Origin of the sequence: Nonomuraea sp. NPDC023979 (genome assembly GCF_040639085.1) — a bacterium.
GTDB classification, from domain to species: Bacteria; Actinomycetota; Actinomycetes; order Streptosporangiales; family Streptosporangiaceae; genus Nonomuraea; species Nonomuraea ceibae.
The window spans coordinates 114,279-128,338 of the sequence record NZ_JBEZZG010000014.1 but is presented as its reverse complement, the minus strand read 5'-3'; the positions used below and the strand labels follow the sequence as shown (position 1 = coordinate 128,338).

10 protein-coding genes are annotated in these 14,060 nt (G+C 73.9%); 7 read left to right on the top strand and 3 right to left on the bottom strand.

From position 1 onward, the window contains the following. From AB0G11_RS24510 to AB0G11_RS24495, 4 genes are all read left to right on the top strand, one after another. A complete protein-coding gene (locus tag AB0G11_RS24510) occupies positions 1-1,704 on the top strand; it encodes an IlvD/Edd family dehydratase (RefSeq protein WP_357588426.1) in 1,704 nt (567 codons plus the stop codon). Between the two features lie 135 nt (positions 1,705-1,839). Beyond that, positions 1,840-3,471, top strand: coding sequence for a glucose-6-phosphate isomerase (gene pgi, locus AB0G11_RS24505; RefSeq protein WP_219518864.1), 1,632 nt, complete (start codon positions 1,840-1,842; stop codon positions 3,469-3,471). Positions 3,472-3,518: 47 nt separating this feature from the next. Next, a complete protein-coding gene (locus tag AB0G11_RS24500) occupies positions 3,519-3,863 on the top strand; it encodes a spore germination protein GerW family protein (protein ID WP_219518865.1) in 345 nt (114 codons plus the stop codon). A gap of 20 nt (positions 3,864-3,883) precedes the next feature. Then, positions 3,884-4,519 (top strand): LysE family translocator, encoded by a 636-nt coding sequence (locus tag AB0G11_RS24495; RefSeq protein ID WP_357588424.1) that lies wholly within the window; start codon positions 3,884-3,886, stop codon positions 4,517-4,519. Between the two features lie 69 nt (positions 4,520-4,588). Here AB0G11_RS24495 and AB0G11_RS24490 read toward each other — a convergent pair whose 3' ends face one another. The 3 genes from AB0G11_RS24490 to AB0G11_RS24480 all read right to left on the bottom strand — a co-directional run bounded on the left by AB0G11_RS24490 (position 4,589) and on the right by AB0G11_RS24480 (position 6,857). After that, positions 4,589-5,311, bottom strand: a complete 723-nt coding sequence (locus tag AB0G11_RS24490) for a VIT1/CCC1 transporter family protein (protein ID WP_219518870.1) — start codon at positions 5,309-5,311, stop codon at positions 4,589-4,591. A gap of 157 nt (positions 5,312-5,468) precedes the next feature. Further along, the gene (merB, locus tag AB0G11_RS24485) at positions 5,469-6,164 is read right to left on the bottom strand and encodes an organomercurial lyase (protein ID WP_357588422.1); all 696 of its coding nucleotides are present in this window, start codon (positions 6,162-6,164) and stop codon (positions 5,469-5,471) included. Positions 6,165-6,206: 42 nt separating this feature from the next. Further along, positions 6,207-6,857: a hypothetical protein gene (locus AB0G11_RS24480; RefSeq protein ID WP_357588420.1), complete on the bottom strand. Its 651-nt coding sequence runs from the start codon at positions 6,855-6,857 to the stop codon at positions 6,207-6,209. Between the two features lie 158 nt (positions 6,858-7,015). Between AB0G11_RS24480 and AB0G11_RS24475 the strand changes: the two genes are divergently transcribed. The 3 genes from AB0G11_RS24475 to AB0G11_RS24465 all read left to right on the top strand — a co-directional run bounded on the left by AB0G11_RS24475 (position 7,016) and on the right by AB0G11_RS24465 (position 13,911). After that, entirely contained in the window at positions 7,016-8,131 is a 1,116-nt protein-coding gene (locus AB0G11_RS24475; RefSeq protein WP_357588418.1) for a Clp protease N-terminal domain-containing protein, read from the top strand. A 228-nt stretch (positions 8,132-8,359) separates the two neighbouring features. Continuing rightward, entirely contained in the window at positions 8,360-10,459 is a 2,100-nt protein-coding gene (locus AB0G11_RS24470) for a hypothetical protein (protein WP_219518982.1), read from the top strand. 62 nt (positions 10,460-10,521) lie between these two features. Next, positions 10,522-13,911: a phosphodiester glycosidase family protein gene (locus AB0G11_RS24465; RefSeq protein ID WP_357588416.1), complete on the top strand. Its 3,390-nt coding sequence runs from the start codon at positions 10,522-10,524 to the stop codon at positions 13,909-13,911. Positions 13,912-14,060 lie beyond the last annotated feature (149 nt).

The window sequence follows — 14,060 nt, the reverse complement described above, 5'->3', positions numbered from 1 at the left end:
ATGGCGCTGAGAAGCTCACGGTGGTATTCGGGCGACGACAGGAACTCCTACATCCACCGGGCCTGGATGCGCAGAGGCTTACCGCGCGAGGCCTTCGACGGCGAGCGGCCGCACATCGCCATCGCCAACACCGCCTCCGACCTGACCCCCTGCAACTCCCACCTCGGCGAGGTGGCCCGCAGCGTCTCCGACGGCGTCTGGGCCGCCGGCGGCGTCCCGCTCAACCTGCCCGTGATGTCGCTCGGCGAGACGAACGTCCGCCCCACCGCCATGCTCTGGCGCAACCTGGCCGCCATGTCCGTCGAGGAGATGCTGCGCGCCAACCCGATCGACGGCGTCGTGCTCCTCGGCGGCTGCGACAAGACGATCCCGTCGCTGCTCATGGCCGCCTCCTCGGTCGACCTGCCGGCCGTCGTCATGCCCGGCGGGCCGATGCTCACCGGCCACTTCCGCGGCGTCCCGCTCGGCTGCGGCACCGACGTGTGGCGGCTCAGCGAGGAGGTGCGCGCCGGCACGCTGTCGCGCGAGGCGTTCCTCGACTCCGAATCCTCCATGATCCGCAGCCGGGGCCACTGCAACACGATGGGCACCGCCTCCACCATGGCCTGCATGGCCGAGGCGCTCGGCATGACGATCCCCGGCACCGCCGGCATCCCCGCCGCCGACAGCCGCCTGCTCGAACGCTCCCACGAGACCGGCCGCCTGGCCGTCGGCCTGGTCCGCGAGGGACGCCGGCCGAGCGACGTCATGACGCGCGGCGCGTTCCTCAACGCGATCGTCACGCTCGCCGCCATCGGCGGCTCCACCAACGCCGTCATCCACCTGCTGGCCATCGCCGGCCGCCTCGGCGTCGAGCTCGACCTCGACGACTTCGACCGCACCGGGTCGGGCGTGCCGCTGCTGGCGGACCTGCAGCCCGCCGGACGCCACCTCATGGACGACCTTCACCGGGCGGGCGGGCTGCGCGCCCTGCTCAAGGAGGTCGCCGACCTGCTCCACGACGAGCCCACCGTCACCGGCGCGCCGCTGTCCGCCTGCCTGGACGACGCCCGCATCTGGGACGAGACCGTCATCAGGCGGCGCGCCGACCCGCTCCTGCCCGACGCCGGCATCGCCGTGCTGCGCGGCAACCTGGCGCCGTCGGGCGCCGTCATCAAGCCCGCCGCCGCCTCGCCCGAGCTGCTGCGCCACCGCGGCCGCGCCGTCGTCTTCGACAGCGTCGAGGACGTCCACGCCCGGCTCGACTCGCCCGACCTGGACGTGGACGAGACCTCCGTGCTGGTGCTGCGCGGCTGCGGCCCCAAGGGTTACCCCGGCATGCCCGAGGTCGGCAACCTGCCGCTGCCCGCCAAGCTGCTGGCCAAGGGCGTGCGCGACATGGTCCGCGTCAGCGACGCCCGGATGAGCGGCACCGCCTACGGCACCGTCGTGCTGCACGCCTCGCCCGAGGCCGCCGCCGGCGGGCCGCTGGCCAGGGTCCGCACCGGCGACCCGATCGTGCTCGACGTGGCCGCCCGGCGGCTCGACGTCGACATCCCCGACGCCGAGCTGAACTCCAGGCCGCCCGTCGCCGACGGCCACGCCAGGCCCGCCCGCGGCTGGGAACGCCTCTACATCGACCACGTGAACCAGGCCCACCAGGGCGCCGACCTGGACTTCCTGCGCGGGTCGAGCGGCGACGCCGTGGGCCGCGATTCCCACTGACCGGCAAACCGGCCGGCAAAGAGTCCGCTCCGCCATGCGCGGAATGAGGACCGGGGGGTACGGGGTTGCGGGACGATGTGACCGGCCGGCGGTGATCGGCCGGATGAGATCGGATTGACGGTGCCAGGAGGAAACGTGAGCGGCGACATCACCCGGAGCCAGGAGTGGGCGGCCCTGGAGAAGCATCATGAGGAGCTGGCGGGCAGGCATCTGCGCGAGCTGTTCGCGGACGATCCCGGCCGGGCCGCCCGCATGACGGTGACCGCCGGCGACCTCTACCTCGACTACGCCAAGCACCGTGCCACCGAGGAGACCATCGGCCTGCTGGTGCGCCTGGCCGAGCGGGCCGGGCTGCGTGAGCGCGTCGAGGCGATGTTCACCGGTGAGCACATCAACGTCAGCGAGGACCGCGCCGTGCTGCACACCGCGCTGCGCGCCCCCGCCGGGGACAAGCTGGTCGTGGACGGCCAGGACGTGACGGGCGACGTGCACGCGGTGCTCGACCGGATGAGCGAGTTCGCCGGCCGGGTCCGGTCCCAGGAGTGGCGCGGCGCCACCGGGCGGCCCATCACCACCGTGGTCAACATCGGCATCGGCGGCTCCGACCTGGGCCCGGCGATGGCCTACGAGGCGCTGCGCGACTACGCCGACGCCGGCATCGAGGCCCGGTTCGTCTCCAACGTCGACCCGGCCGACATCTCGGGCAACCTGCGCGGCCTCGACCCGGCCACGACGCTGTTCGTGGTCAGCTCCAAGACCTTCACCACCCTGGAGACGCTCACCAACGCCAAGGTGGCCCGCGACTGGCTGGTGGGCGCGCTCGGCGAGGACGCCGTCTCCCGCCACTTCGTCGCCGTCTCCACCAACGCCGCCAAGGTCGCCGAGTTCGGCATCGACACCGGCAACATGTTCGGCTTCTGGGACTGGGTCGGCGGACGCTACTCCTACGACGGCGCCATCGGCCTGTCCCTCATGATCGCGATCGGGGCCGACCGGTTCCGCGAGATGCTGGCCGGCTTCCACGCCATCGACCGCCACTTCCGCACCGCCCCGTTCGAGGCCAACATGCCGGTGCTGCTCGGCCTCCTCGGGGTGTGGTACACCGACTTCTTCGGCGCCCAGACGCGCGCCGTGCTGCCCTACAGCCAGCGGCTGCACCGCTTCCCCGCCTACCTGCAGCAGCTCACGATGGAGTCCAACGGCAAGTCGGTGCGCGCCGACGGCACCCCCGTCACCGTCGACACCGGCGAGATCTTCTGGGGCGAGCCCGGCACCAACGGCCAGCACGCCTTCTACCAGCTCCTGCACCAGGGCACCCGGCTCGTCCCGGCCGACTTCATCGGCTTCGCCGAGCCGTACGAGGACCACGAGGGCATGCACGACCTGCTCACCGCCAACCTGCTGGCGCAGACCTCGGCGCTGGCGTTCGGCAAGACCGCCGAGGAGATCGCCGCCGAGGGCACCGCGCCCGAGGTCGTGCCGCACAAGGTGATGCCGGGCAACCGGCCCACCTCCACCATCCTGGCGCCCAAGCTGACGCCCTCCACGCTCGGCCAGCTCGTCGCCCTCTACGAGCACGTCGTGTTCGTCGAGGGCACGATCTGGGGCGTCGACTCCTTCGATCAGTGGGGCGTCGAGCTGGGCAAGAAGATGGCGCTCGACCTGGCGCCCGCGCTCACCTCCGCCGAGCCGCCCGCCGAGTTCCCCGACCCGTCGACCGAGCTGCTCGTGCGCCGCTACCGCGAGCTGCGCGGACGGCGCGTCTGACCCCGAGGGCGCTGGCGCCCGGGCCGTCGCGGGGAGAGCATGGCCGCATGGACATCATGCGACTGGTGGATCAGGCCAAGGACGCCGCGACGGTCGGGCGCGTGTTCGGCGAACCCGTCGAGCGCGACGGCGTGACGATCATCCCGGTCGCCCGGGTCGCCCACGGCGGCGGGGGCGGCCAGGGCACCGGCGGGCAGGGTGAGCAGGGCAGCGGCTCCGGCTACGGCGTCGCCGCCGCCCCGGCCGGCGTCTTCGTCGTCAAGGACGGCGACGTCCGCTGGCAGCCCGCCGTCGACGTCAACCGCATCGTGCTCGGCGGCCAGGCCGTCGCCGTCGTGCTGCTGCTGACGCTGCGCGCGATCCTCAAACGCCGGGGCCGCCGCAAGCGGTGATCGCCTCTACGCTGGGGGCCATGACCTCTCTGACGCAGATCGTGGCCTTCGGCGGCGTGGTGATGCTCGGCGCGATGTCGCCCGGCCCGGACTTCGCGGTCGTGGTGCGCCGCTCGGCGCTGTCGGGGCGCGGCCACGGCATGGCCGCCGCCGCGGGCATCTCCCTCGGCGTGTTCGTGTGGGTCGTCGCCGCCGCGACCGGCGTCGCCGCGCTGCTGGCCGCCTCGGCGGTGGCGTTCACCGTGGTCAAGGTCGTCGGCGCCGCCTACCTGCTCTACCTGGGCGCCAAGGCGCTGCGCGCGGCGGTCAAGGGCGGCGGCGGGCTCGCCCTCGACACGCCCGCCACGGGCGGCAGGGGGCCGTGGGCGGCCTTCGCCGAAGGGCTGCTCACCAACGTGCTCAACCCCAAGGCGGCGCTGTTCTTCGTCGCGTTGGTGCCGCAGTTCCTCTCCGCGGGGGCCTCGCTCGCCGACACGCTGCTGCTGTCGCTGATCGCGCTCGCCGGGACCGTGCTGTGGTTCCTCACCGTGGCCAACGTCGTCAGCGCGCTGCGCCGCGCGTTCGCCCAGCCCGCCGTCCGCCGCACGCTCGACGGCCTCACGGGCGCCGCGCTCGTCGCCCTCGGCGTCAACCTCGCCACCGCCGCCCGCCCCTGACCCCCTTCCCGGTACGGGGCGCGTACCGGGAACGGGGGCGGGGCGCGTACCGGCTCGGGCGTGGGCCGGTCAGGCGATGGTCACGCCCAGCAGGTGGCCCAGCCCGAACGTGACCGTGGCCGCGCCCACGCCGAGCGCGAGCTGGCGCAGGCCGCCCAGCCACCACGGGCGGGCCGTCATCACCGCCACCACCGCCCCGAACCCGAACAGCCCCAGCACGCTCAGCACCACGGCCAGCGTCAGCCCCGACGCCCCGAACAGGAACGGCGCCAGCGGCACCAGCGCGCCCAGCGCGAACGCGCCGAACGACGCGGCGGCGGCCAGGCGCGGCGACGGCAGGTCGTCCGGGTCCACGCCCAGCTCCTCCCGCACGTGCACGCGCAGCGCCTGCTCCGGGTCGGCCGACAGGCCCGCCGCCACCCGGTCGGCCAGCTCGGCGTCCAGGCCCCGCGAACGGTAGAGCGCGGCCAGCTCGGCCCGCTCGCCCTCCGGGTTCCTGGCCAGCTCCTGGCGCTCCACGGCGATCTCGGCGCGCATCAGCTCGGTCTGCGACTTCACCGACGTGTACTCGCCCGCCGCCATCGAGCACGCCCCGGCCACCAGCCCGGCGAACCCCGCCAGCACGGCCCCCCGCCCGGCCCCGGCGGCGCCCACCACTCCGGCGATCAACGCGAAGTTGGACACCAGGCCGTCCATGGCGCCGAACACCGCCGGCCGCAGCCAGCCGCCGGTCACGTCACGGTGGCTGTGGTGCTTCTCGGGCGAGTACGTCCGCTCCAGCTCAATAGTCATGACATTCCCTCCCATAAGACCAACTCGTCCGACATTTAGACATATGTCGGCATGATCCGCAACGAAGGGGAGGCTTGCCTGACCTGCGGTTCCACCCTTGGGCGGAACCGCTTCCCGAACGTGTTGACGAGAAAAGGCGCACGTCGGGGCAGGGGTCTCAGAGGCCCCAGAACGGGCCGTCCAGCCCGGCGGCGGCGAAGTGCGCGGCGGCCTCGGACGGCTCCCGGCGGGTGTAGCCGCGCTCCAGGCGGCCGTCGTACCAGCCCCGGGCCAGCCGCCACAGCGCCGGCACGTCCATCACGTAACCGCGCGGCAGCCCCGTACGCGCCAGCCATCCGTCCACGCAGCCCGCCGAGCAGAACAGCCGCTGGTTCGAGCACGTCCGCACGACGTCGTCCCACATGCGGGCCACCGGGACCAGGAAGTGCGCCACCTGCTCACCCGGGGGAGGCGCGGCGCGCCCCACCGACCAGGCGTGCGGCGTCCCGCATCCGGGGCACCGGGTGGCGACCAGCACCTCGGGCTCGTCCTTGAGCAGGTGCGGCACGGCGAACGCGTCCCACGCGCAGCCGCCCCACCACAGCGTCTCCCGGCCCATGACCGAGAACCCCAGCGGCACCGACGAGAACGGGTGCGCCATGACGATCGCGCCGCCCTGGCCCTGGCCTTCGCCCTCGTCGCTGTCGCCGTTGTCGCCCAGTACCAGTGCCCGGGCCCCGTGCAGCCGCCGCAACGCCCGCCGCACCTCGCCGGGCCCGGCGCCGGTGGTCGCGGCCAGCTCCTCGACTCCGGGGGCCCGCCCCGTACGGGCGAACCCGGCGTAGACGGCCACCCGCACGTCCTCGTCGTCCATCCCCACCCCCATCCAGAGGGTCAAGGGTACGGCCCGGTCCGCTCAGGACAGGGGGACCGGGAGAGGGTTCGTGACGGCCTGCCGGGCTTCCTTTTCCTGGATGAGGGCGGCGCAGTCGGCGATCGCCCCCGCCAGCAGGTCACGCAGCAGCGGGTCCGGGTCCGGGACGCACGCCTGGACGATGCCCACCACGGCGAGCTGGACCGCGTTGGGCGCGGCGTAGCGGCGGAAGCCCTTCTCGGTGATCCGCGCCGCCCGGCTGAACCTGCGCGCCTGCGCGGCGGCCTGCGGCACCTGCTCCATCGCCGCCCGGCTCCGCTCGCTCAGCCGCCCCGGCGGCCGGCCGTCGAGCCTGGCCAGCATCTCCTCGGCCGCCAGCACCGACACCGCCAGCGCGAGCTGCCGCTCGGCCGCCGCTACGGGCAGCGCCGTCGTGGCGCAGCGCAGCGCGATGTGGGCGTCCACCCGCAGGTCGTCGGAGGTCAGGCCGATGATCGACGGGACGAGCTCCACGAGCTGGCCGCGTTGCGCGTCGCCGATGTTGTCGTTGACCAGCCGGGCGAGGGCCGCCAGCAGCGGATGGGTGCAGGCGGGATGGTCGCTCCACCGCTCTCCGGCCAGGTAGGAGGCCAGCTCCATGAAGCAGGCGCCCCGCTTGGGGTTGCGATGCCTGCCTCGGGACAGAACCGGCATGTGATCAAGGTGGTTGTCCACGGGTGCTCCACTGTTTCGCGGGATCGCCGTCCTTTCAGTCTGCGCTCCCGGCCGCGGCAAAGCCAGTCTTCTCGAGCTCGGGGAGCATATAACCCGTGTGGGGTTATAGTGGGGGCATAGTCGAAGGAGGAGGCCGCGTGCCGAAGATCAACGTTTATCTGCCCGACGAGCTCGCGGAGGCCGTCAAGGAGGCGGGGGTGCCCGTGTCGGCCATCTGCCAGCGGGCGCTGGAGCAGGCGGTGCGCCGGGTGACGGCGATCCGCGCCAGCGTCCCCGCGGACCTCGACCCGGACCGGCCGTCCGGGGCGCTCAGCCACCTCACGGCCCGCACCCGCACGGTCCTCAAACGCGCCGCCGACCTCGCCGCCGCCGGCCGCGCCCCCGCCGTGGGCACCGAGCACCTGCTCGCCGCCATGCTCGACGAGGGCACCAACCTCGCCCTGCACGTCCTGCGCGCCATGGACATCGACCCCGCCCACGCCCGCCCCCACCTCCCGGCCGCCCCAACCACGGAAGGCGCCTCCCGCCTCCCGGGGGTTCCGCCCCCGGAGGGCGCCGCCAGGGCCGCCGCCCCGACCACGGGGGGCGCCCACGGACTCCCTACGGCTTCGGCCTCGGAGGGCGCCGACCGACGGCCCGGCGGGACGGACCCCGAGGGCGCCGGCGCGCTCGCCTCCGGCGGGTCGGCCGCCGAGGGGGCCGGTCCCCGGGCCTCCGAGGGGCCGGCCGCCGGGGGTGCGGCCTCCCGGTCCGCCGATGCGCCGTCTCCCGAAGGCGCCGCCCCGGAAGGCGCCGCCCCGGAAGGCGCTGCCTCCGGGGTGGCTTCCTCTGGGGAGCAGGGTGGGGGGCGGTTCAGTGGGGCGGCGGCCAACGCGCTGGAGTTCGCCGTGAACGAGGCCGCCTCGCTCGGGCACAACTACATCGGCTGCGAGCACCTCCTGCTCGGCCTGGTGAACGAGCCCGACGGGACGGCCGGGCAGGTGCTGCGCGGCCTGGGCGCGGAGCCGAGGCTGACCCGCCGGGCGGTGGTCGCCGCGCTGGCGGGCTACGTCCACCTGCGCGCCCAGGCCCAGCAGGCCCCCACGGCAGGCGGGCCTGCGGCAGGCGCCCCCGTGGCGGGTGCGCCCGCCAGCGGAACGCAGGACCCGGCGCAGATGCTGGCCGCCGTGATGCGGGACCAGTTGCAGCCCGTGATCCGGCGGCTGGAGCGCCTGGAGGAGCGGGCGGGCCTCACCCCGGACGCCTCGCCGTGACGATCGCCCGGGCCGCCGTGCTCACCGCGGCGGCCCTGATCGTCGCCGGGATCGTCGTGGCCGCCTTCCTGTGAGCCGCGCCCCGGGAGCCTGTGCCGCACCCAGTCCCGGGGCGTGAAAAGGATCACCTCCGCGGCTGCTCCCGTGCTAGGTTGCCTGCGTTCCATGACATGAGTGGCGCGGGGCGGCCCCGCCGCACTCCCTTCCTTCTCCGCATGGGGGCCAACGGTGAGGTGGGCGCTTTTCCTGCTGGTCGCTTCGACGTTGTGGTGGGCGGCGCCCGCCGTGGCGGCGACCGACGACGCCGCTCCCGGCCGGGTGGCCTTCATCGGGGTGCCGGGCCTGCACTGGGACGACGTCACCCCCGAGTCGGCCCCGAACCTGTGGCGGCTGGCCGGGCAGAGCGATCTCGGCTCGGTGTCGGTCAAGACCCTGGGCACCGTGGCGTGCCCGTACGACGGCTGGCTGACCGTCTCGGCGGGCGTGCGGTCGGCGTTCGGGCAGCGCTGCGGCCTGCCGCCGGAGCCGGAGCGGCGGGGTGAGGGCGCGGTGGTGCCGGGGTTCGCCGGCATCCTGGCCAAGCGTGACGGCGGCTACGTGGGCACGCTCGGCGCGGCCGTGCAGGCGGCGGGGGAGTGCACGACGGCGGTCGGCCGGGGCGCGGCGCTGGCGCTGGGCGACCGTGAGGGCCGCGTCGACGTGTACGCGCCCGACCCGGCCTCGCTGGCCGACTGGTCGCGCTGCAAGGTCGTCGCCGTGGACGTGGACGAGCTGATCAGGCCCTATCTCGGCGCCGACGGCAAGCTGTCGAGGGAGCCGGAGGCGATCACGCCGGAGGCGCGGCGCGCGGCGGTGCGGGCGGCGGACGCGGAGGTCGGCGCGGCGCTGGCCAAGCTGCCCGCCGGGACCCAGGTGGTGCTGGCCGGCAACGGCGACCACGGCTCGGTGCCGCACCTGCGCGTGGCCATGTGGAAGCACGACCAGGCGCGCGGGGCGATCCTCGGCACCAGCTCCACCCGGCGCGAGGACATCGTGATCCTCACCGACATCACGACGACGGTGCTGACCGCCGCCGGCATCCCGGTGCCGCCCACGGTCATCGGCATCGCCTGGACCCCCGGCGACGTCGCCGGGCGGGACGCGGGCGTGGAGCGGCTGCGGGAGGCCGATCTCAAGGCCACCACCGTACGGAGCGCGACCGGCGTGTTCTTCACCGTCTTCGCCACGATCACGGTGTTCTTCTATGCGATCGCCTACTTCGTGCTGTCGCGGCGCAGGCGGCCGGGGGCGATCGGCCCGGTGGCGCTCGGCCTGGCGGCGGTCCCCGTCTCGACGTACCTGGTCAACCTGGTGCCCTGGGTGCAGGGCACGTACCCGATCGTCCCGCTGGTCTGCGCGGTCGTGGCGATCGACCTGGCGATCGTGGGGCTGGCGGTGGGCGGGCCGTGGCGGCGCGACCCGCTGGGGCCGCCGGCGGTGGTGGCGACGTTCACCGGCCTGGTGCTCGTCGCCGACCTGCTGACCGGCACCTACCTGCAGTTCAACAGCCTCATGGGCTACACCGCCGTGGTCGGCGGGCGCTACTACGGGCTGGCCAACATCCCGTTCGCGCTGCTGGCGACGGGTGTGCTGATGACCACGGCGATGGCCGCCGACCGGCTGGTGCGGCGCGGGCACAGGCGGGCCGCGGTGTGGGTGGTGGCCGGGCTCGGCGTGGTCGCGATGCTGCTGGCGGGCTGGCCGGGCGTGGGCAGCGACTTCGGCGGCGTGATCGCGTTCGTGCCGGGCATCGCGGTGACCGCGCTGCTCGTGGCGGGCCGGAAGGTGTCGGTGGTGAAGCTCGGCGCGTTCTGCGTGCTGGGCGGCGTGGCCGTGTCGATCATCGCGGTGCTCGACCACCTGCGGCCCCCGGCCGCGCAGACGCACCTGGGCAGGTTCGTCGGACAGGTGATCGACGGCACGTTCTGGCCGATGATCATGCGCAAGCTCGGCGCCATGCTCAACACCATGCTCTCGCCCAACCTCATGCCGATCGTCATCGCCGGGCTGGCGTTCCTGGTCTTCGCGATCCTGCGGCCGGAGAAGATCAGCGCGGGCATCGTGCCGAGGGCGTTCGCGCGCACCCCGATGCTGCGGGCGGGGCTCATCGGCGCCCTGGTCAGCGGGGTCGTCGGCATGCTGGTCAACGACTCGGGCACGGCCGTGCTGTCGATGGCGGTGGCCACGGCGGTGCCGCTGGTGCTCTACGCGGGCATCAGGTCCGCCCCGCAGGAGGCCGGAGCCGGTGACGGGGCGCCCGATGAGCGGGTCGTCGCCGGCAAGATCTGAAATTTTCTTTTAGTTCACCCCCAAGTCTTGAAAGTTATATCCATGGGCGATTGAGTTCGGTCGTGCAGACCCTCCGTTATCTGGCCGCCGCGGCTCTGGTGTTAACCGCGGCGTCCCCCGCTCACGCCGAGCCCACACCCCCCGCAGAGGACGCGCTCACCGCGTCGTCCTATCCGCCGCCCTCCACGCTGATCGCCACCTCGGACGCCCCGGGCGGCAGGCTGGAGACGGACAAGAAGACCCGGCCCGTCGCGCCCGGCATCACCCTGACCTCCTTCGACACCTACGACGCGCTCGGCTGGCTGCGCGCCGACGCGCTCACCGCCGACCTCGGCGGCGGCGCGAAGGCCGGGTACGTGTACTCCGGCGAGGTGTCCAAGACCGAGCCGCTGTCCGGACCGGCCAAGCGCTCGCGCGCCGTCGCCGCCGTCAACGGCGACTTCTTCGACATCAACAACTCCGGCGCCGCCCAGGGCATCGGCGTCCAGAACGGCGAGCTCGTCCAGTCGCCGCGCGCCGGCCACGAGAACGCGGTCGCCGTCAGCGCCGACGGCGTCGGCCGGGTGCTCAAGATGTACTTCGAGGGCACCGCCACCCCCGAGGGCGGCGCGCCGGTCACGCTCACCCAGTTCAACCAGATCGTGCAGAACAACGGCGTCGGCCTGTTCACCCCGCTGTGGGGCTCCTACACCCGGGCCCGCGCCGTCGAGGGCGCCGCCTCGGTCACCGAGGTCGAGCTCAAGGACGGCGTGGTCGCGGCGGTGCGGCAGGAGGCCGGCAGCGGCCCCGTCACGGCCGGCACCACGATCCTGCTCGGCCGCGACGCCGGCGCGAGCGCCCTGGCCGCGCTCAAGCCGGGCGACCGGGTCGACGTGCGCTACCAGCCGAAGGCCTCCGACGGCGGCGCCGTCGAGTCCGCGGTCGGCGGCAACTACGTCCTGGTCAAGGACGGCGCCGTGCAGCACTCGTCCGACCAGTCGGCCCACCCGCGCACCGCGGTCGGCTTCTCCGCCGACGGCAGGAAGATGTACCTGCTCACGGTGGACGGCCGCCAGGCCGACAGCCGCGGCGTCACGCTGGACGAGCTGGCCGCCATGATGGCCGACCTCGGCGCCGCCGACGCGCTCAACCTCGACGGCGGCGGCTCCTCCACGCTGCTCGCCCGCGAGCCCGGCCAGGCCGACGTCCAGGTGGAGAACAGCCCCTCCGACGGCGGCGAGCGCCACGTGCCCAACGGCCTGGCCCTCTATGCGCCCGAGGGCAGCGGCAAGCTCAAGGGCTTCTGGCTGGAGACCGCCACCGACCCGGCCAGGGCGCCCGGCGCGGCCCCCGTCGCCGGTGGCCGCCCCGACCGCGTCTTCCCCGGGCTCACCCGGCGGCTGACCGCCGCCGGCTACGACGAGACGTACGGGCCCGCGTCCGGCACGCCCCTGTGGCGCTCCACCCCGGCCGTGCACGGCGTCGTACGCGACGGCAGGTTCCACGCCCTGGTGCCCGGCCAGGCGAAGGTCACCGCCTCGCGCGGCAAGGCCAAGGGCACCCTGGAGCTGACCGTGCTGCAGCCGCTGCGGCGGCTCGGCGCCACCGCCGACCGGGTCGGCCTGCCCGGCCAGGACGGCACCGCCGCGTTCGGCGTCGTCGGCTACGACCGCAACGGCAACAGCGCGCCCATCGAGCCGGCCGACCTCACGCTCGACTACGACCGCGGCCTGTTCGAGGTCACCGCGGCCGAGCAGGGCTACTTCACGGTCAAGGCCAAGCGGCCCACCGGGTCGGGGCTCATCACCGCCAAGGTCGGCAAGATCAGCACCGCGGTGCCGGTGACGGTCGGCTTCGAGGACCAGTCGGTGGCCGACTTCGAGAACGCCGCCTCGTGGAAGTTCGCCACCGCGCGCGCCACCGGCTCGCTGTCGGCCGCGCCCGGCCAGAGCGGCGGCGGGCTCAAGCTCGCCTACGACTTCACCCAGTCCACCGCCACCCGCGCCGCGTACGCCAGCCCGCCCGAGCAGATCGTGGTGAACGGCCAGCCGCAGGCGTTCGGCCTGTGGATCCACTCCACCGGCAAGGGCGAGTGGCCCAGCCTGGAGTTCTACGACGCGGCCGGGCAGTCGCAGATCCTGCGCGGCCCGTACCTGACGTGGACGGGCTGGAGGTTCGTCGAGTTCGCGGTGCCGCCGGGCGTCAACTACCCGCTCAAGCTGCGGCGCTTCTACGTGGCCGAGACCAAGGCCGCGGCCTCGTACACCAACGAGATCCTGATCGACGGGCTGGTGGCGAAGGTGCCGCCGTCGGTCGAGGCGCCCGAGGTCCCGGCCGTGGCCGATCCGGTGGTGCGGCCGGAGGTCGGCGACATGCCGTGGCGGTTCGCGGTCATGTCGGACGCCCAGTTCGTCGCGCGTGATCCGGACAGCGACATCGTCCGCAACGCCCGGCGCACGCTGCGCGAGATCAAGGCGGCCAAGCCCGACTTCCTGGTGATCAACGGTGACCTGGTGGACGAGGCGTCGCCGGAGGACTTCGCGCTGGCCAAGCGCATCCTCGATGAGGAACTCGGCGGTGAGCTGAAATATCACTACATCCCGGGCAACCATGAGGTGATGGGCGGCAAGATCGACAACTTCCGGGCCGTCTTCGGCGACACGTACCGGACCTTCGACCACAAGGGCACCCGGTTCATCACGCTCGACACCTCCCGCCTCAACCTGCGCGGCGGTGGCTTCGAGCAGGTCGCGCTGCTGCGCTCGGAGCTCGACGAGGCCGCCCGCGACTCCTCGGTCGGCTCGGTGGCGGTGCTGTTCCACGTGCCGCCGCGCGACCCGACGCCCGGCAAGGGCAGCCAGCTCGGCGACCGCAAGGAGGCCGCGCTGGTCGAAGGCTGGCTGGCCGGCTTCCAGCGTGACACCGGCAAGGGCGCCGCGTTCATCGGTGCGCACGTCGGGACCTTCCACGCCTCCCGCGTGGACGCGGTGCCGTACTTCATCAACGGCAACTCCGGCAAGAACCCGGCCACCGCGCCCGGCGACGGCGGCTTCACCGGCTGGTCCCTGTGGGGCGTCGACCCGGTGACGGGCAAGGAGGCCGAGCACGTCAGGCGCAACTGGTTCGCCGACGCGCCCACGTGGATCGGCGCCCAGGTCAGGCCGCACGTCGACGAGCTCACGCTGAGCGCTCCGGCCACCGTCGCGGTCGGCGCGCCGGCCCCGGTGTCGGCGACGGTCAAGCAGGACGAGCGCGCGGTCCCGGCCGCCTACCCGGTGTCGGCGCGCTGGTCGGGCTCGCCGAACCTGCACGTCGGGCCCCGGCAGACGGCCAAGCCGTGGCACGTGGCCGTCCTCGACCCCGAGGCGGGCACGCTCACCGCGCTGCGGCCCGGGAACGTCACGGTCGCCGTGACGGTCAACGGCGTCACCCGGCAGGCAGGCGTCGCCCTGACCGCCAAGGCCGCCGCCTGACCGCCAAGGCCGCGGCTCTGACCGCCAAGGCCGCGGCCCTGACCGCCAAGGCCGCGGCCTGATCGCCCCCGAACGCCCCGCCCCTTCCCGGGCGGGGCGTTCGGGAGGCGATCTCGCGGGAACGGGGGGAGGATGCCGAAGTCCGACAA